The sequence below is a fragment of the Pseudarthrobacter sp. YAF2 genome, assembly GCF_052113345.1.
Lineage (GTDB): Bacteria > Actinomycetota > Actinomycetes > Actinomycetales > Micrococcaceae > Arthrobacter.
Genome location: NZ_JBFRDA010000016.1, coordinates 41777 through 59563 on the forward strand (window position 1 = coordinate 41777; position 17787 = coordinate 59563).

The 17787-nt window shown below is 58.5% G+C and carries 21 protein-coding genes; 10 read left to right on the forward strand and 11 right to left on the reverse strand.

Annotated features, from left to right (window positions below):
* Positions 1 to 235: 235 nt before the first annotated feature.
* The 3 genes from AB4Y79_RS16690 to AB4Y79_RS16700 all read right to left on the reverse strand — a co-directional run bounded on the left by AB4Y79_RS16690 (position 236) and on the right by AB4Y79_RS16700 (position 1729).
* Positions 236 to 1072, reverse strand: a complete 837-nt coding sequence (locus AB4Y79_RS16690) for a hypothetical protein (protein WP_441864103.1) — start codon at positions 1070 to 1072, stop codon at positions 236 to 238.
* Positions 1073 to 1140: 68 nt separating this feature from the next.
* Positions 1141 to 1560, reverse strand: a complete 420-nt coding sequence (locus AB4Y79_RS16695) for a recombinase family protein (RefSeq protein ID WP_441864106.1) — start codon at positions 1558 to 1560, stop codon at positions 1141 to 1143.
* A gap of 10 nt (positions 1561 to 1570) precedes the next feature.
* Positions 1571 to 1729 (reverse strand): recombinase family protein, encoded by a 159-nt coding sequence (locus AB4Y79_RS16700; protein ID WP_441864108.1) that lies wholly within the window; start codon positions 1727 to 1729, stop codon positions 1571 to 1573.
* 192 nt (positions 1730 to 1921) lie between these two features.
* On the opposite strand from AB4Y79_RS16700, the gene AB4Y79_RS16705 reads away from it, so the two are divergent.
* Complete coding sequence (locus AB4Y79_RS16705) at positions 1922 to 2443, forward strand: hypothetical protein (protein WP_441864111.1); 522 nt, start codon at positions 1922 to 1924, stop codon at positions 2441 to 2443.
* A 59-nt stretch (positions 2444 to 2502) separates the two neighbouring features.
* Here AB4Y79_RS16705 and AB4Y79_RS16710 read toward each other — a convergent pair whose 3' ends face one another.
* A complete protein-coding gene (locus AB4Y79_RS16710; protein WP_441864114.1) occupies positions 2503 to 3051 on the reverse strand; it encodes a hypothetical protein in 549 nt (182 codons plus the stop codon).
* Positions 3052 to 3263: 212 nt separating this feature from the next.
* Here AB4Y79_RS16710 and AB4Y79_RS16715 point away from each other — a divergent pair, with 212 nt between their 5' ends.
* Positions 3264 to 4253 carry a hypothetical protein gene (locus tag AB4Y79_RS16715; RefSeq protein WP_441864116.1) on the forward strand — a complete coding sequence of 330 codons (990 nt, stop codon included), beginning with the start codon at positions 3264 to 3266 and terminating at the stop codon, positions 4251 to 4253.
* Between the two features lie 143 nt (positions 4254 to 4396).
* Here AB4Y79_RS16715 and AB4Y79_RS16720 read toward each other — a convergent pair whose 3' ends face one another.
* Complete coding sequence (locus AB4Y79_RS16720; RefSeq protein WP_441864118.1) at positions 4397 to 5131, reverse strand: hypothetical protein; 735 nt, start codon at positions 5129 to 5131, stop codon at positions 4397 to 4399.
* 428 nt (positions 5132 to 5559) lie between these two features.
* Here AB4Y79_RS16720 and istA point away from each other — a divergent pair, with 428 nt between their 5' ends.
* Positions 5560 to 7110, forward strand: coding sequence for an IS21 family transposase (gene istA, locus AB4Y79_RS16725; RefSeq protein ID WP_441864121.1), 1551 nt, complete (start codon positions 5560 to 5562; stop codon positions 7108 to 7110).
* The gene (gene istB / locus AB4Y79_RS16730; protein WP_441864123.1) at positions 7100 to 7888 is read left to right on the forward strand and encodes an IS21-like element helper ATPase IstB; all 789 of its coding nucleotides are present in this window, start codon (positions 7100 to 7102) and stop codon (positions 7886 to 7888) included. Before istA ends, istB begins: the two co-directional genes overlap by 11 nt.
* 712 nt (positions 7889 to 8600) lie before the next feature.
* Here istB and AB4Y79_RS16735 read toward each other — a convergent pair.
* The 4 genes from AB4Y79_RS16735 to AB4Y79_RS16750 form a co-directional block, all read right to left on the reverse strand.
* Positions 8601 to 9599: a hypothetical protein gene (locus tag AB4Y79_RS16735; protein WP_441864125.1), complete on the reverse strand. Its 999-nt coding sequence runs from the start codon at positions 9597 to 9599 to the stop codon at positions 8601 to 8603.
* An 85-nt stretch (positions 9600 to 9684) separates the two neighbouring features.
* A complete protein-coding gene (locus AB4Y79_RS16740) occupies positions 9685 to 10608 on the reverse strand; it encodes a hypothetical protein (RefSeq protein ID WP_441864128.1) in 924 nt (307 codons plus the stop codon).
* Positions 10609 to 10755: 147 nt separating this feature from the next.
* On the reverse strand, positions 10756 to 11547 hold the full coding sequence (locus AB4Y79_RS16745) for a hypothetical protein (protein ID WP_441864130.1): 792 nt from the start codon (positions 11545 to 11547) through the stop codon (positions 10756 to 10758).
* A complete protein-coding gene (locus AB4Y79_RS16750) occupies positions 11544 to 11699 on the reverse strand; it encodes a hypothetical protein (RefSeq protein WP_441864133.1) in 156 nt (51 codons plus the stop codon). Before AB4Y79_RS16750 ends, AB4Y79_RS16745 begins: the two co-directional genes overlap by 4 nt.
* A gap of 579 nt (positions 11700 to 12278) precedes the next feature.
* Between AB4Y79_RS16750 and AB4Y79_RS16755 the strand changes: the two genes are divergently transcribed.
* The 4 genes from AB4Y79_RS16755 to AB4Y79_RS16770 all read left to right on the forward strand — a co-directional run bounded on the left by AB4Y79_RS16755 (position 12279) and on the right by AB4Y79_RS16770 (position 15433).
* A complete protein-coding gene (locus tag AB4Y79_RS16755; RefSeq protein ID WP_441864136.1) occupies positions 12279 to 12770 on the forward strand; it encodes a hypothetical protein in 492 nt (163 codons plus the stop codon).
* Positions 12767 to 13783: a hypothetical protein gene (locus tag AB4Y79_RS16760; RefSeq protein ID WP_441864138.1), complete on the forward strand. Its 1017-nt coding sequence runs from the start codon at positions 12767 to 12769 to the stop codon at positions 13781 to 13783. Before AB4Y79_RS16755 ends, AB4Y79_RS16760 begins: the two co-directional genes overlap by 4 nt.
* Positions 13780 to 14232, forward strand: a complete 453-nt coding sequence (locus tag AB4Y79_RS16765) for a hypothetical protein (protein ID WP_441864141.1) — start codon at positions 13780 to 13782, stop codon at positions 14230 to 14232. Before AB4Y79_RS16760 ends, AB4Y79_RS16765 begins: the two co-directional genes overlap by 4 nt.
* A gap of 304 nt (positions 14233 to 14536) precedes the next feature.
* A complete protein-coding gene (locus AB4Y79_RS16770; protein WP_441864143.1) occupies positions 14537 to 15433 on the forward strand; it encodes an alpha/beta hydrolase in 897 nt (298 codons plus the stop codon).
* Here AB4Y79_RS16770 and AB4Y79_RS16775 read toward each other — a convergent pair.
* A complete protein-coding gene (locus AB4Y79_RS16775) occupies positions 15402 to 15686 on the reverse strand; it encodes a helix-turn-helix domain-containing protein (protein WP_441864146.1) in 285 nt (94 codons plus the stop codon). The two genes, AB4Y79_RS16770 and AB4Y79_RS16775, sit on opposite strands and share 32 nt — an antisense overlap.
* Before the next feature lie 133 nt (positions 15687 to 15819).
* Between AB4Y79_RS16775 and AB4Y79_RS16780 the strand changes: the two genes are divergently transcribed.
* Positions 15820 to 16377, forward strand: a complete 558-nt coding sequence (locus AB4Y79_RS16780; protein ID WP_441864149.1) for a hypothetical protein — start codon at positions 15820 to 15822, stop codon at positions 16375 to 16377.
* Here the strand turns inward: AB4Y79_RS16780 and AB4Y79_RS16785 are convergent.
* Complete coding sequence (locus tag AB4Y79_RS16785; RefSeq protein ID WP_091466822.1) at positions 16331 to 16654, reverse strand: ArsR/SmtB family transcription factor; 324 nt, start codon at positions 16652 to 16654, stop codon at positions 16331 to 16333. The genes AB4Y79_RS16780 and AB4Y79_RS16785 overlap by 47 nt on opposite strands.
* Positions 16655 to 16836: 182 nt before the next feature.
* Here AB4Y79_RS16785 and AB4Y79_RS16790 point away from each other — a divergent pair, with 182 nt between their 5' ends.
* The gene (locus tag AB4Y79_RS16790) at positions 16837 to 17736 is read left to right on the forward strand and encodes a sigma factor (RefSeq protein WP_441864153.1); all 900 of its coding nucleotides are present in this window, start codon (positions 16837 to 16839) and stop codon (positions 17734 to 17736) included.
* Positions 17737 to 17787 lie beyond the last annotated feature (51 nt).

Below are 17787 nucleotides of genomic sequence, written 5' to 3' on the forward strand. Positions count from 1 at the left end.
GCCATGCATTTACAACGACTTTCCGCCGATTTGCACTCTTAGGAAACTGGGCGTGAACAGATTCTGGGATTCCGTAGCTCATAGCGTTGATCGTAGGGCCTTCGGAGCCTTTGGTCTCCTGGATAACTCAGCGACGTTACGAAGATCTGGAAATGCAGCTAGGCCGTAATCCGGGGCCGAGGGGCGGAATCTTCGAATGGTGAGGCAGGGAGGGAGGCCCGCTGCATTGGGCCGCTTACGCGGATTCCGCTAAAGCCGGCCTATAAGCTTCCCGATGGAGCCTCATGATCTTGCCACCATCCCGAGATGTTCGTTGCCAGGTCCTACCGTTCCGATCAACGAACACCACCACCAGCATGATGCTCCGGGCGAAGGGGTCGTCTCCAGGGAAGGCTCTGTGATGCCAGTTCATCGTTGACTCGTATCCAGAGAAGTCAAAACTAACGCCGCGGCACTTTCCTGGGAGAACAGTGCCTAGCGTGAAGAAGTTTGTGTCTGGAAGAGGATGCCCCAAGGGATCGATCACAGACCATCTTCCCGGGCCATAACCAGTATCTTCTTTGCGAATGAGCTCAGTTTCCCAAAACTCGATGTTCGTGAGCGGCAGGCCCTCATGAAATGAGTCCTCGGGTATAAAAATCTGCACATCGTGAAAAGGATGTTCAGAGAAGTTTTGAACGAAAATGCGTGCGCCTGTGATGTCTTCGCTATCTCCCCATTCATCACTCTCACGGGGGAACCCCGTGGCGCCGGGACGAAGCTTGAGGGCGTCCTCGGCCTCCTTAGCTTCTAAGAAGTCCATTTCCAGCCGTCGATCACGTTGTTCTCGTATCTGGGCATCGGAAGTGGACTGCAGAGTCCTTGCTGCATAAACAACAGCAAGGACAGTACCCACAGCCCCAACACACTGGCCCCATGCTGACCAGTCCTCGGCAGCTTTAGGCCAAAAGTACCGAGGATTTGGCAGAGTGAACCATCGGAGCAACCCCAACAGCACCACCAATACGACGCCAACTATCAACCAACCAACTCGACGCGTGTTATGCCACCACGGCTTCTTTTCTTCAGACATAGTTCTGTAAAGACTAGACGTTTGCAGAGAAATCCAGCCAATGGGATCTCACGGTGGGGCTGCGCGGGTCAGGACCCTGGACCCGGAGTGGATGCTCGAGGCGGGAGATGCCGGTACAGAGCAGTGCGCGCTAGCCCTGTTTTCGTGGTGAACTCTCGAATGGTGACTCCCTTGTCCCGGAGCATCGTGGCATGTTCGAGTTTGTCAGGATCGACTACAGATGGTCGTCCGGTACGCCGGCCGGTGGCCGTGGCCACAGCACGGGCATGGGCGGCCCATTCTGCCGCATAGGTTCGTTCCATCTCGGCGAAGAGCGCGAGCATCACCACGGCCAGCTGAGCCATCGGGCTGTCTGGGTCCGAGGTATCGATGGGGAGCGGATCAGCCAACGTGCGGACACCTATCCCACGCTCTTTGAGCTCGTGCATCAGGTTTAGTGTGTCGCGGACTGTTCGGCCCAATCGGTCCAAGGTATGTACCACGACCACGTCGCCTTCCCTAGCATGATCCAGTACCCCCTTGGAGCCCGGGTCTGTCCCTGGTCGCTCCGGACTTCTTATCGGCAAAGAGTTTGGTGATGCCGGTGGCGGCCAAGGCGTCGAGTTGGCGGCCTAAGTCTTGCTTGGCCGTGGAGACCCTTGCATATCCAATATCCATGCGTGAAGCGTGCCTAAAGTTGTCTCTGAGACAGTCGACCGATGCGCTAGTTTTGGAATAACAAACGGGACATCAGCGTGACGAGGATTCGCGCGGGCGTGGAACTGTTGGGTGAGTGTCCCAAATGAGTGTCCCGGTTCTAAGGAAGTGGGACTCCACGGGAGTGGTTCGAGCTTCGGTGATAATTGGCGAATGACCTTCGAACGGGAAAACAATGAAGCTAGCGCTCAGTCGCAGGTAGTGTCCGTTGCCTTGAAGTTCTTGGATGCCTTCTATAAGGAAGACCTGGCCAGAGCCTGGCCGCTAGTTCATCCCCAGCTTCGCCTCTGCTGGGTGCAGTGGTGGGCGACAGCTAATGAAATTGCTCTGCGGCAGGCGGGTTATGAGTTGGTAAAAATCTCCCCCGCATTGGCCTCAAGCGGGGCCAAGGAACATCCTCTGTGGGCCGATTTCGAAAGGGTGCTTCTTCGAGACTTTCGGAAGGCGTACCCACTGGACCTCACGACTTCCGGCATCGGTGTCGCTCCACGAGTCATAGCGCTGGACACAGAGCTACTATACGTCCACGCAGAAATCCCGCCGGGTGGGGCCTGGGAGGCGGGCGCTGACAGTTTGGCGTATCCGATGGTCATGCAGCTGAATGACAATAGATGGTTTGTCCTGAATTGGGCCTCCGACGTGATACCAACGCCTGGGTATCCACCAACTTTGTAGATAGGTGAAAACGCTAGTTGCAAGGGAAGGCCAGCACAGCGCGTGCCCGTCCTCCGTTGCTATCGGGCGTCTGCCAGGTCTTCCCGAAGATCATCCAAGAGTTCTTGGAGCCACGCTCCCGGCTCTGCGACGTCCTGGCCTTCGCTGTTCCGTTCGCGGATATCGAGAGTTGGCCCATTCGTGTACTTCACGACATACACAAGACAACCGTTTTCGTTCCGGTAGTCCTTTGCGGACCGAACTTGAATTTCAGTGATCGAGCTCCGGGGGATGGTGCGCACTAGGATCTCGGGATCGCGGCTTGCGTTGCTGAATACAACATAGGCCAGCACCCCCTTGCCGAATACCGCGCAATGGTATTCGAGTGCATACCCCGGAGGGCCCTTTGGCGCGTTGACGATCAGGGCGTGATCAATGTCTTCCCCTACAGCCGCAACGAGCTGTGAGATTGCACGGTCAATGGGGTCTACAAGGTCTTGGTCATCAAACGACAAAGCTCCGTGTTGTTTCTGAAAGGTTTCCAAACGTCCCCACTCACGGTCGAATGTTTCGTTTGATTTTCTGAAACCATCAATGATTTTGGTTGCCGCTTTTTCGGAAGTTGCCATGATGTCCTTTCGCTGTTGCCTGCGTAGCTGGTTGCACTCACCCTATCCGGCGGCGGCGTCGCTCTAGTCCCGAAGCTAAGGAACGGGGACACCCTTCTCCGCACTGGGTCCCCCTCAAATAGGGACAGGATTCTCTGCAGTCGGCGTCCTTTGGTGCACTCTCATGGACTGATGCAACTTTTGTTTGGTGGTGAGACTGTCATCATTACAGGGTGACTAACTCCAGCCCTACTCTCCAACAAGTCCTTGAGCAAGCGCGAAACGCCGCATATCAATTCATGGTCAAGGGGGAGACCTCCGGCTTGGACTGGGACGAGGAGACCATTACCAACCTAGTGCTCGCTGAGGCCTACCCTCTGGTGAAAGTCGTTCCCTTCACCAAGCTTCAAGAGGGGGGCGACAAGCGTTTGAAAGAGCGTGGAGCAGGCATGGGAGCAGACTGGTTGTGGTGGTGGGTTGGCGACGACGGTGCATCCTTCGGCATGCTTGTGCAAGCGAAGCGTCTGAAGAAAGACAAAAACGACGGATGGCTCATCGACTTTGGATATAAGTCTGGGAAGCAGTGGCAAGATCTACATGCGACGGCGGATGCCCTTCAAGTAGCGCCTAGCTACGCCCTCTATCTTGGCTCTCCGAATTACAGAAAACCCGTCGGATGCGGTGTAAAAGACCATCCCTCCGACTATGAGCAGTGCGAGCGGTGCATCCGTAAGTCCGTTTCGTTCTACCCGTCCGTACTGGCCGACGGTATAGGCGTAGAAGCGGCGGTTGCCTATAGACAATCGATCCCGATGGAGAGTCTCGCGGATCCGCAAGCGGACACTGAAACGCCAAATGCACAAAAATGGATGGTCGGGCTTACCCCAGAGTTGCAAGAATTTATGACCACCGAAGCGGCCGGCACGCCACAGGCAGTGGCCAGGCAGCTCGTGTCCAAGGCTAGAGAGCGGCGATCTCTGCAGTTAACAGCTATTGAAGAGACACTGACTCGCGATGATCAAATCAGCGAAGATTTAATGTTCGAGTCGCTACCGCTCGACCAGGGACATCTCCCTGCTCCTTACTTCCTTCAAATCTTGCGAGGGTTGCGTCGAACTCCACCGGGATATGTCCTGAACGCGCTTAGCGGGGGGGCACCTGTTGGACTGGATACAGCCAACTTGGCTGGACTGGTCATCATCAGTGCTGGTTCCTTCAACTGACTCGTCTCAAAACGAAGGAAGTGGGACACACTACAACTACTTCCGTCGCGCCGACGCTCGAATCAATATCTGCTTCGCGTAGGGGCCGGCCGTCCTGAGCAAGTCGCCGTGCAGTCATCGTTGCTGTACAACGCGATTACTGATTAGTCACGGAAGAACGTTGGAATCGTTTCTTCGAACTGTGCCTCAAGGCGGTTGATTTCCTCAGTGGGCCAACCAAAATAGGAGACCGTGTAGCTGAATGCATTGTAGAAAGCCGCCAGAGCGGCCCGAGCCTCTTTCTCGAGATCACCGATCTCCACATGTACGTACGCGACCCGGCGTCCGTCTTCCTCGTCGTCGTCCCATCGACGCCGCTGTCTCGCCGGATAGAGCGTTGGATGCGTCCTGTTCGAAAGAAAGCCGTAGATGCCCGATGCTGAGTCCTGGCCGATAGTTCCTCCGTGCATTTCAGTAAGCGCGTACATCCACATCACTGAGGATTCGAGGCCCGGAAGAACTTGCCCGTTGAGCCGACGCTCCCCAAGGTCCTCCCGGGTCGCGCTGGGAAATCTAGCCAAGATTTGACGCTTGAGCAACTTGTAAGCTCGTTCAGCCCGCACGTAGCTCGGGTGAGATTTTGTGTGCATGCGACCAGCGTTCTTCTTTGCCTCTTCCGCACTTATGAGCTCTTCGAGGTAGGCGCGCGCGAGTCGGTTCTCCGAGGACTCATCTGGATCATCCCCGAGAACCCAAACGGCGTGAGCGCAGTTCTCGATTACTGCTCGAATCAGGAGGGGTGGTGAGAAATACACTTCGGCGCTTGCATAGAGGCTTGCTAGCGCACCGAGATGACCACTAGCAGTGAGGAGGAAGGTTTGAACGACCTCCGCTATCATTCGATGACCTGTCTCCCCAGTCGAGTCGGGGACCCGGCCGTCAGGCGACGGCAAATCTGCGGCAGCTTGGGCTGCACCAGATTCCGGTTCAGGGGACCACCTGTAGCGATCGTTCACCTCGATGAACACTTGACGGCAATGCAGGAAAAGGTCCGATATGTCGAGCAGCCGAGCACGAAGCTCAGGGTGTAAGCGGCAACTTTAAACTGACCGGAGACGGCAAAACTGATTGACCGTTCGCGGCAGTGGTTTTGACCATTGGCGGCAAGCATTTTTGGACAGCAGCCGGCCATCTTTAGTGGTCTCACGCGCCGGCATTCCTCTTGTCCGTCCCTCGTGTCGTTACGGGGAGAGCCCCTTCCTTCCGCGGTGAAATGGCGATGCCAATCGTCTGTATTTCACCCGTTACGGGAAGGAAGGGGCTCGTTGTGAAGTCTCCAGGAGAGTTCATGGAAATTTTAGCTGCTTACGATTTGACCCGGTCGTACCGGGATGCCGCGAAGATCTGCGGCGTCTCGCATAACACGGTGCGCTCCTACGTGAAGGCCCGCCAGGACGGCGCGCAGGCGCCCGTGGCCCGACAGCGCGGCCGGATGACCGACCCGTTCCTGCCCCAGATGATCTCCTGGGTCGAGCAGTCCCGCGGGAAGATCCGCGGCGACGTGGTGCATGAAAAGCTCCAGGCTTTGGGCTTCACCGGGTGTGAGCGGACAACCCGGACCACGCTGGCCGAATTGAAGGCGAAGTACCGGGCCCGGAACGTGCGCGTCCACCGCCCCTGGACTCCCGAGCCGGGCCTGTGGCTCCAGTATGACTACGGCGACGGGCCCGTCGTTGACGGGGTGAAGACCGTGCTGTTCGTGGCATGGCTGGCGTTCTCCCGATTCCGGATCGTGATCGCTTTGCGGGATAAGACCATGCCGAGCGTGTTCGCCGCCCTCGACAGGGCATTCCGCCTGATCGGCGGGGTCCCGACCTACGTATTGACCGACAACGAGAAGACCGTCACGATCGAGCACGTCGCCGGGATCCCGGTCCGCAACCACCAGATCGTGGCGTTCACCAGGCACTACTCAACCTCGCTGCAGACCTGCCTGCCGGCAGACCCCGCATCGAAAGGCGGAGTGGAGAACGCGGTCAAGATCGCCAAAGCCGACCTCGTCCCCAAAGAGACCAACCTCCTGCCCGGGTACCGGTCCTTCTCCGAGCTGGAGGCGGCGTGTGAGGCGTTCATGGAAGAGGTGAATTCGCGGGTGCACCGGGTCACCCTCGAGATCCCCAAGGACATGCTCCGGGTTCTCGAACAGCCCCGGTTGCACCCGGTCCCGGCGACACCGGTGACAGCGAGTTTCGGACACACCCGCCAAGTCCCGCCGAACACGCCCATGATCACCTTTCAGCAGTCCCGCTACTCCGTCCCGCACACCCTGATGGGTCAGATGGTCTGGGTGCGCAGGACCGAGACCGAGGTGATCATCGTTCATGTCGGGGACGGCGGCCCGGTCGAGGTCGCCCGGCACAAACTCACCCGCCCCGGCACTCCCGCGATCATTGACGACCACTTCCCGCCGGCCCCCGTAGGCGCTCTGGAACGGGTCATCCGCCCGACGAACAAGGCCGAGGAAGAGTTCCTGGCACTCGGCGCCGGGGCAGCGCTCTGGCTCAAGGAAGCAGCCGCCGCAGGCACCGGAAAGATCCGGCACAAAATGGAACGCGCCGTCACCCTCGCCAAGGTCCTCGGCGCCGACGAGGTCGACAAGGGCCTCGGAGCGGCAGCGGTACACCAGCGCTTCACCCATGAGGACCTGCTCTCCATCGTCAACACCGGCAACGCCACAAGCCACACAGCCAGCGCCACCCACACCGTTACCGACCAGGGCCGGTGGCTGAGCCAGGGCACCGGCGGCTGGGCCAACTTTGGCACCGCCCCTAACACCACCAGTGATGAAGACTTTGAAGGAGCCATCGATGAGCGCTGACACCATGACCCCGCCCCTGGCCGACACCGCGGTCCAGAACGTGATCGCACTGATGCGCACGACCCGGATGCCACACGCCCGCGCGGTCGTCGCCGACGTCCTGGCCACCGCGAAAGCCCAACGCTGGGACCCCACCGAAGTCGTCCGCGTCCTGCTCGAAGCCGAAGCCACCGGCCGGAACGCCTCCATGCTGGCCACCCGCCGCAAACGCGCAGGATTCCCCACCGGGAAGACCTTCGACGTCTGGGACGAAGCCCTCTCCACCCTCCCGGCGGCGACAACATCGTTCCTGCGGACCCTGGAATGGGTGCGGCGGCGTGAAAACCTGATCGCCTGCGGGCCCTCCGGCACCGGCAAAACCCTGCTCCTGGAAGCCCTCGGCCAGCAGGCCATCGATCAGGGCATGTCCGTGTCCTGGCTCAGCATGGAAGACCTCGGCGCGCTCGTGCGCCGGCACCGCATCGATGACAGCGTCAACAAAGCCATCACCCGCGCCACCAACGTGGACCTGATCTGCATCGATGACATAGGCCTGTTGCCGGTCTCCGCCGACGCCGCCGAAGGCTTCTACCGGGTCGTGGAAGCCTCCTACGAGAAACGGTCACTGGCGATCAGCTCGAACATCCACCCCTCCGGGTTCGATGAACTCATGCCCAAAACCATCGCCACCGCAACCGTGGACCGGCTCCTCCACCACGCCCACCTCTGCCAAACCAGCGGCGAGTCCGTCCGCCTCATGCAAGCCCAAAACGGGAAAGGAACCCGCCCCATGAACTGACCCCAAACCCCGGTCAGGCGCCCCCGAAAACCCGGCACGCCCAAGCGCCTGACCCTGTCCAAAAATACTTGCCGCCACCGGTCAATCACCTGCCGCCAGCGGGCAAACCAACCTGCCACCACCGGTCATTTCTAAGTTGCCGTTGACACAGGGGAAGTGGTTTGCCAGCTTGTCATGGTGAGTAGGCTACTTGGATCCCCAGTAAAGTACGGCGTGCCCCGGATACTGGGTGCGGCGCCGAACCCAGGCCACCCAGTGTCCCAGCGCTTGGAAATTGGACGAGACTGTCTGTCACTTCTATAGAAGGCCTGCGAACTCTTTCCACCAGTGCAGCCGAGTAGGTTTTCCCTGATAGTCACTGCGACGATTCAAGCTCTTTGACTTCTGAGAGACTTACCATTCGTTCCAAGGCAACCTTGGCGCTGGCCGCGGAGGGGGAAACCTGACGTAGGGCTTCTGCATGCACTCTCCAGCACCGGCAAAGGCTTAGAAGCGATTGCCCCTGAAGCCAGTCGTTGACCGCTGAGCCGGGTACCCTCCCGTCAAACACCGAGTGCATCCCACTTCACGTTCTCTTCGGTTGCGATCCCGTGGTGCTGGCGAGGCCGGATGCCGCAGCCCGCTTGTGTACACGCCAACTTTGGGGATGCGCACCAAGTCCTTGCAGCAGTACAAAGGGTCTAAGAGAGACCACTCACGGGTGGATCGAAGGTTAGACCTCACGCCATGGCATAGTGTCGAGCAGTTCCAGGACCGCTAGCGGATTGTTCACTAGCATGGCTAAACCAGCAAGTTTCGCGGGGAACGCGATTGGCTCGGCCGTTAGGCTACTTTCATCAAAGTACCGATCAAACCTGTCGCGAAGCCCGAGCGGCAACCTTTCCGCGACTTCCTCTTCCAAGCTGGATGCTTCGATGGAGAGCGTGGACTTCTGGTGCCGCCGCATTCGTTCGACGTCGGTTTTTGGCTCGGGTGCCGACCGTATCGCGGCTTCCATCAGACGCGACGTCGCGGCGCTGACCCAAGCATCGCCGGCGTCCACTCTCAACGGGATGGGGATCATTTGAACGGCGTGGATCGCCTCATGCCGGACCGCGAGAGAAATGCTTGATGGATCTTCATGGGTGTTTACATAGCGGAAGATGTCTATCTCAGGTGAGCAGTGCTCACTCAAGTGCACGTCACCGAACGTGCCGGAGAGTTCCGGATGCACACCCGGTTCGATGATGGCATCCTGACGGAGGCGAACCCTGTACAGATAAAACTGGTCGTTGACGCCGTCCTGATCATTCATCCGGCGGAGCATGTTCTCGATCGCCGCTTCGTAGGTGCCCAGGTGAAGCGCCTTGGCCCTCTGCCGAGAAGCCCAGCGCTCCAGCGCACTTTCGTCGCCCGAGATGCTTCGGAACCTCCTTTTGGTGACCGTTGTGAGACCCGCCGTTGGGTCGAAAGCCCGATCAGGCCCGTTTGAGTGCGTAGAGGTGTGATACCAGAAGGAACCCCCCACTGCGGAGTCATCGTGGCACGGATCGTCTGGCGAAACCCAGAAGTCAGGCCGCCCCAATGGTTCGTAGTCGGTACCACAGTTGGGGCAGGCCTCAGCTCCTTGCTCAAAAAGGGCCAGCCATTCCGAGTTGATGTGCCACTCGTTGCTACATGTCCCACAACGCATCCAACGGAGGCGCTCAAAATCCACTGCTCGCTCAATCACGACCACAGTCTCACACGACGGACCGACATTCACCGGATGTTGCAGCCAAAGAACTCCAGATCCGGTGTCCCCAACATCGATGCCGTCAGGGGCCCCGGTTTGAGGATCGAGTCGAGTTTTTCTCGTCGAACGCTAAAGGGCTTAGCCACTTGCCTTTGATCAAGTCCTGTACCCGTTGGCGTTCCTCGACCAAATCAATTGGTCGGCCCGCCAACTCTTGGAGAAGTTCGGCAAGGTCCCACTTTTCAAAATGGCCATACCTGGCCGAGTAGAGGGCGAGTGAGCTGATGGAGAAGGTGTCCTCCGCATCGACGAGCCCGTAAGCGATCAGCTGCAGCAGCGATTCGGTTTTCAACTCATCCTGCCGGGCTCCCCGAACGGATCGTCCCAGGGTTGCTTTGAGTTCGATTAGGGTTCCATCGTGAATGAGGTCTGCATCCGCTGCGATAGGTAGGCCGTGAAATATGGGCCCTACGGTCACTGGCTTCGTCAGGTGCGGGTACAACTTCGCGTCGGCGACATCGTCAAGCTGAAGGAGCTCTTCAACGATGCCAGGGGCGGCAAGACCCACAAAGGAGTCCGCGTCGCCAAGTCCGCTTTCGAGAGCCTCTTCCAACGAAGCTGGCAACACCGCCGGGTACCTGAACGCCTCGGTAAAAAGCGCAAACACCCAAGCGACGCGGGCAAGGTTCTCACGGGAGGACACCGACAAGTCGGAAAGCTCACCTACAAGCGCTATCCCGCCCGCGCCCATAAGCTTCCCAGCGCCATGAAGTACTGGGAACGGGACCTCTTCCGGGGCTAGTCTCAGTCGGACGGTGTTGTCGAACGCCGTACCCATAGTCCCGGGATTGGCGCCCTGACCGGGAACCAGGAGCGCCCCGGATGAAGCCCGAAACCGTGAGTTGACGGAACGACGGTTGGGGAAGGCTATATCGAAATAATCGCGCAGGGGTGATTTCTCTTTCACAGCCTTGGTCAGAGTGCTGAAGACGTAATTGTCGGTCATGGTGTCATCGTGCCATCACCGGCAGACACTTCTTCTTGAGGCGGCCGTGGCCCACCGGACGCCGACACGATGCTGCGGTGGCTTTGTGAGCTTGGACGTGTGACCTGATTGATTTTCGCTGAGGCGTTCGTTGCCGACGGACGCTTCCTAGTCTGTACTCTGTGCCTGTGCTAGCTCCGTGTAACGGTCGAGGCTGTACCTGGTGAGGTCCATGGCGGCGGTCATGGCCCAGACAGTAATTTTCATCGTTGGTCGGTTGTGTTTTCCGGTGACGCCGTCTGCGAGGCTGACTGCAGTTGTCGGAGTCAGGACGGCATCTGAGGCCCATTGTCGCGCATGGGCGAATCCGGAGCACAGCTGCCATATCGAAAGGACCGATGTCCTCGGGACCAGCTCACGGACATCTTTGAGTATCTGTGTGCTTGAGGGGGCCTTGAGCTTGGAGGAAAACCCGGTCTTGGCCAGGATCTCGTTTAGTTCGGCCTCGTCCTCCTTGAAGTCAGGGAGCGTTGCGGCGTGCTGGGGGCGTTGGGACGCGATTTCCCCGTAAGCGTTGGCGCGGTCCTGTGCCTCTTTCAGCGACAGCGAAAGTGACCTAGTCACCCTCAACTGTGGCTCTTGCGGAGAAGCGATCCAGGCTGCCTGGGCTGCGGATTCGATGGCTCCGCGGATCAGTGTGAAAGGTGAGAGAGTATGGCTCGCACCAGCCCCAATCAACAGACTGTCCAAGGTATGAAGATGGTCTATTGCACTCACCAGGGCATTGGCAATGTTGTTCGAGACACGGTAAGGGGCAGTCAGCTCGTCATCGCCTGCCAGCTGACTCCCCGCGGAGATCTGCCATGGCTGGGCCGACTCTCGATAGGGCAGCCATGAACGGATCTCACCGAAGTACAGTTCCGCTACAGCGAACTCCTGCGGTTCGTCTTCCCGCCTCATGCTTCGTCATCCGTCCGCAGAATACGGATGCTGATGGCTCTCGATCCCTCGTGGATCATGGCTTCAGCGGCGGCTTTCGCTGCCTCATACGTCTCGCCTTTGGCGTCGACGTGGCTGAGTTCGCCGTTGCCGGCATGTACGGTCATGGTCACTTTCACTCCCACATCCTAGGCCGCCGCTCTTGTGAAGGTCCGTTCGAGCTCCCGCGAGAAGGGTTGATGTCTCTTGTCGCTGCGGCGTAGGTCACGGGCCGTGAACCGTGCAGGGCAGGGGATCATCATCCGCAGTGCGAAGTAGACTCTTCTATGTCTGTCAAGGCCTTTGTGTTGCCGTTGCTGAGGCGTCAAGCGTGCGGTAGCTATGGCAAGCGGCTTGTTGCCCCAGTGGTATGGAGACCGGTGACACGACCGCGTTGCTGGTCAGGGATGGCATCCGGAAGTACGGCGTTCAGAACCGCCTGGTTGGCGTTGAACCCGATTTGGGCGATTGTCCAGCCGATTCCGAGAACGAGCATATTGGGGGGCGGCTGCCATCAGAGCCAGACCGATACCACCGCTGAGGATTCCGATGATCATCCATGGCTTTCGGTGGAATCAAACCTCTTCGCTGATCCAGCGCTCTGGACATGTCCAGAGCATAGGCGTTCAATGGAATTGAGGGCTCGTGAGAGGTAGAAGGCCATTGTGCTGGGTCACTACGAGCCGAGGTTGAACGCATCACTGGGGATGCTCATGGACGACTACACATATTCCTCAGGCCAGTCGCCGGGAGAACGCGCCGCTAACGCCTTCGATTCCTTGGTGCTCCCGACACACCTAAATTTGGAACGCCTGGTCCAGGTGGTCGAGGGTCTCCGTCATCGGCCGATAGAGATTGAAGCTGCAGGAGTGCTGAATGGAGGCTCCGTCTGTGGGTTGTGGCTTTCCACGGATGATGTCGAGATCATCTTGCATGCCATTAGTCCTTCTGGGCTGCACCGGCAGCAGTTCGTCCTGCATGAACTCGGACACATGGTGTTGAGGCACGACGAATTAGTCGTCCCGGCCGATTACATAGAGGTCCTGTTCCCGAACCTACCCGTGGGCTTGGTCTCGCGCGTCCTTGCCCGGAGCAGCTTCACTGATGAGTTGGAAGCCGCTGCGGAATCGCTGGCAGATCTCTTCGCAGCAGCAATCAGGAACAGTGCCAGGGAGCCACGATCGTTCGAGAAGGTCTTCGAATGATCCAGACAGTGGCCGCAGCTATGATTTGGCTACTCGTCGTTTGCCTGTTGCCTGGAATCAGGAGACGGCGCGATCACAGCGTGGTGACGGCCGCGATCACGATTGCAGTCGCACTGACGCTCAACATCGATCAGGTCTATTTGGGCATTGATTCTGTCCTGGGCGGTCGTAACTTCGTGGACCTGTTGGCCAACATATCTATGGTCGTGGGCATCTACTTTCTCTCGAGAGCTATCGTCCGCGCGGCTACACCGGATGAGACGTTCGAGAAACGGGACATTGCTGGCATGATTCTCTTGGCTTCTGTGATCGCGGGCATTACAGCCAGCTTCAGCGCCATCGTCACACAGGGGAGTTCCACTCGTTTCATGGTGGATTACGGTGACCAGTGGTCTGCAGCCCTCTACTCATCCATCCAGTTCGTTTACATCGGCTACGTGGTTAGCGTTACCGGTGTTACGTGTTTTCGATTTCGCGGCGATATGTTGAGACCCTATTTCCGCACGGCATTTACGTTCATCGGGGTTGGCTGTAGCTTCGCTGTTCTTCTCGTATTGCTTGTGCTGGCCATGGACGTTCTGCATTTGCAAGGGCGCCTGGCGGCTATGGGTGCGGTCGCGCCAATTTATGATGCCGCGGTCGTTGCCGCCATGACTTTCCTGTGCGTCGGTCTGGCCATCCCGCCCGTGGTGCGTCGAATCCTCCGCCGTAAGCAATCCGCGACGGAGGCGGAGCTGGTTGGCGACCTCACGAAAATCTGGGAAAAAACAACAAAGAAGCGGCAGAACGTTCGGCTCGTGCGCGACACCGAAATGATCAGCCACCAGGACCAAGCCCAAAGACTCCATCGGATGCTTGTTGAAGTACAGGACGCACTTTTAGTCGAGCCCGGTTTAGGCAGCTCCTTGGACATCCACGACCTCAAGGTCTTGAACGCTGCTGAGAACTATCTGGCGGGACCTTTCGTGCGCCAAATTCCAGTTCGCCGACGGAAAGGGGAGCGGGCGATATGACGGATGATGCCGGTTCCTCCGGAACCCCTCAGACCAGATTGGCACGAAAGCTCAACCTTCTTCTTGACCTCTATGAGGCCAAGGGGTCGGAGGCGTTGACCTACCCCGAGATCAACCGGCACATGAGTCAACGTGGAACGCCACTTTCCCGCTCTCGCTGGGCCTACATGCGCAGTGGGGATAGCTCGTTGGCGACCGATCCCTCGTTGCTTCGAAACCTTGCAGAATTCTTTGGAGTGGACCGGGATTACCTCTTGGACGATGCCGGGGAGATACCAAAGCTCGTAGACGCTCAGCTGGAACTTCTTCGTACCCTGCGTGAATCACGTGTGCGGAACTTCGCTGCTCGTCAGTTGCAGGGGATCTCTCCGGAAACCCTGGTGAGGCTCCGCCAAGTGATCGACGAACGGAAGAGGGCCCAGGAGGTGGACGATGCCGACAGCAACTAGTCGTAGGGCTATCAGGATGGGAGTTCTTGCTGCACTCGGGACTTTGATTGCAGGCGTCGCCGGTGCAGCGTACTTCGCTCGTCAAGTTGTGGTGCCAAAATACAGCCGTCGTGAGGATTTGAAGGTTTGGGCCGTGCACGCCAATGGAGACGGAGCCCTAGAAATCGAACTTCCCGCTACGGAACAAACGAGAGCGCCGGGACGATATAGCTTTTGGTATGAGCAGGGGATTGGCCACGCATGCCTAGGACCGGTCGTCGAGTCCCACCCCGGCCGAAGGACAGTAACCCGGACGGTTGAGCGAGTGGACTCTGGCAACCTCAGACAAGCCGCGGCAGGTATCTGGAGTGGGTACGTTTACTCGAAACCGGAGCAACTCGGCCTGCCGTACCAGGACGTTGTGATTCCGGTTGAGAATGGCGTCGCCCCGGCTTGGAAATTCGATCCTCCAGCCGGCGTCAACCCATCCGGCGAATGGGCCGTCCACATCCATGGCATGGGCGGTAAAAGAGCCGGCACACTTCGCGGCATACCGGTCGCAAGGCGTCTGGGACTGACGTCGCTGGTTGTCTCGTTCCGCAACGACGGCGATGCACCGCCGTCGTACGATGGCCGCTACAACCTCGGCCAAGGCGAGTGGCTCGACGTCGATGCCGGCATCAACTACGCCATTTCCAATGGCGCTGAACACATTGTCCTTTTCGGGTGGTCACTCGGCGCTGCCATCGCCCTTCAAGTAGCTGCCCTGTCGCCGAATTCCTCGCGCGTAGCCGGGATGGTTCTCGACGCGCCTGTCTTCGACTGGCGAACGACCCTGGCAGCAAACGCCAAGGCGGCCGGACTTCCTCGGCCACTTGTGCACCTAGGCTTCACCATTCTCCGATCAAAGGCCCTTCGGTGGGTGACCGGCCTTGCTGAACCCATATGTCTCGATTCCCTGAATTGGCTGGCGCGCGCAACTGAACTGGACAAACCGGTCCTCGTACTCCATGGAGAGAAGGACGACACAACACCCTTCGAAGAATCCAAGAAAGCTGCCAGTCTGCGGCCGGACCTAGTCAGATTGGTGGTGTTTGAATCTGTGGGCCACTCTCTGGAGTGGAATGTCGACCCCGAAAAATGGGAGCGATCGGTCGAGGAGTGGTTCTACGGTCTCCCGCTGGCTGGCTCTAGTTCTGAACAAGCGGGAGCGCAGTCGTAGGAGGCATTTGCACAGAGTACTGGGCCGCTAGGTCAATGAGCTGACACTCGACCAATGAGGCGTGAGCGGAGTATCGCTCGTCGGCCAAAGCCTGAACGTAACCAGCCGACTCAAGGACGAGCAGATGACGTCGAACCGTCGCTCGAGATGCCTGAAGTCTTGACGCCAAGACGCCAGGGGTCGATGGCCCACTTCTGATGAGGAAGCGGAGGATCTGGCTCCGTGTTCGGTTCATCAAGACGGATGTCGACATTCAAACCACGGCTTAGGTTTGTGGGGGATGCTTGCTGTAGACGGGTCTACAGCAACAGGATACGCCTCATGTAGATCGCGGAAAAGATTGAAGGTGCAGCTGATTGTCTAGTCAGGGCGCTCGCGGAATACTGATGGCAACGCAGCAGCATTTCAAATCGAACGAGGCAGTCGAAAGGTGGAGCATGCCGGCCAAAGACGCTAGCCGCAACGGCGACTTGCCACCGCAGGCGACCCTCGCCCGCCGACTTAACTTGCTGCTCGATGTAGTTGTAGCCGAGAGGGGTTCGCCGGTCACTTTCAGGGAGATTGAGGCCGAGCTCCGAGCTCGAGGAGTCAAAATCTCCAGGGCCAGATGGTTTTACATGAAGGACGGGACCGGGCGTCTGGTTAGTGACCCAGAGCTGCTCGCGGCGATTTGCGAGATGTTCGACGTCGATCCCTCCTATTTGTTGAACGACGTCGAAGGCGACGTTCCAGAGCGCATCGATTCGCAATTGGAGTTTGTGAAGTCTTTGAGGGCAGCGCGGGTGAAGACGTTCGCCGCTAGGACGCTAGGGGACGTTTCGCCGGAAACGTTGCGTGCCATTAGCGAGTATCTGAACAAAGACATCGACTTGCACCCGAATGGCGAGCGGGCTGCATCTATTCCTCCAGGACATACCGAAGATGGGCGTCCAGTAACTCCTTGATTCGGGCAGGGTTGGCCGAGTAGCGGGGCGATCGGCCGTGACGCCGTCCGGCTTCCACATCAACCTCGATGGCGCCCACCTGTTCAAGGGCGATGAGGTGTTTGGCGACGCTGGGCTCGCCGGCGCTGACCGCTGCGACGATGTCACCTCTGGATGCGGGACCGTTTGCCGTAAGGAATCTCAGAATCTCATTCCTTGAGCGGTTTCCGAATGTCGCCACGGCGTCTTCAACGTCAGGCGACCAGGCGTCGTCGTGAGGCTGCGTGATCCGTGGCATGGCTCCATTCTTACTGAACAACATGCAAAAAGTAAGAACTGGGATCTTGACGATACTTTAATTATCTTCGACAATATTCTTTAGAAGCTTGTGTTGTGGTCAGTGTCGTCGCTGCCACGTTGAGTCGCCACTTCTGGCGACGCTGGAGATATTCGAATCCGTTAGTCGAAGCGGTGAGAGCCATGAGCCCGGAACACCTGGCGGGCAACGTTGAAATAGAGAACTCAAACTCATCCGCGGTGGACATTTCGCTGCTGAGTCCGGTGACGCCGACCCTGCGAGTTTCCGTCGACCAAATGATGGGAGCGGTGGAAGGCGTGCGTCGCTACGTCATCTCACACTTGGCTCGGATCGGCCGCTCGTGCGATGTGGACGATGTCATGCAAGATATCAGGATGGCTGTCTGGGACGGGGTCGCGCGCGGAAACTATCGGCAGATACCAGGAGTCTCATTCGGGGCGTGGGTACAAGGCGTCACCGGGAATGTCTGCGCAGCGCACATCCGCAGGGAACTCGGTCACAAGACGCTGCCGCTGCTTTTGGATCCGGGCAACGGTGAGAGTCCGGTGCATGTTCAGCAGCTAACGGCTCTGGTCGTCTCACGTGATTACCGCGATGCCGAGGAGATCATCGATCAAGAATGGGCCCTCATGGTTCTTGGGCTTACTCGGGCCGCTGTGTCGGCTCCGGTTTGGCGCCTCGCGGTGGGCAGTCTTACCGAGCCGCGACGATACGCCCCTCCGTCGCCGCAAGACCGTCGCCGGTGGAATGCTGTCACCGTGGTTCGGCAAACTGCAAAGACAGTAAGCCAAGCGTTGGATGTAGATCCTGAAGCTGTGCACGACATGCCGGGTCTGTGCCAGCAAGCCGTTGGTTGTCTGCCGAGTCCGCTGCTGCGGGGAGTGGCCGAAGCAATCGTTCTGCCCGAACATCACGGCGTCGAACGGCAGGTTGCCATCGCCGCTGTTGCCGAGCAGTTCAAAGTCACTGATCGATATGTGGCGGTTCAAATCGGCACGGCTCGTCGCCTGTATCAAACGGCATGGAGAGTCATTCGCAGTTCCATAACTTCGGCTGTTTGAGTCATGTTGCTCATTGATGAGCTGAGCCATTACCAGGCTTAGGAGGCAACG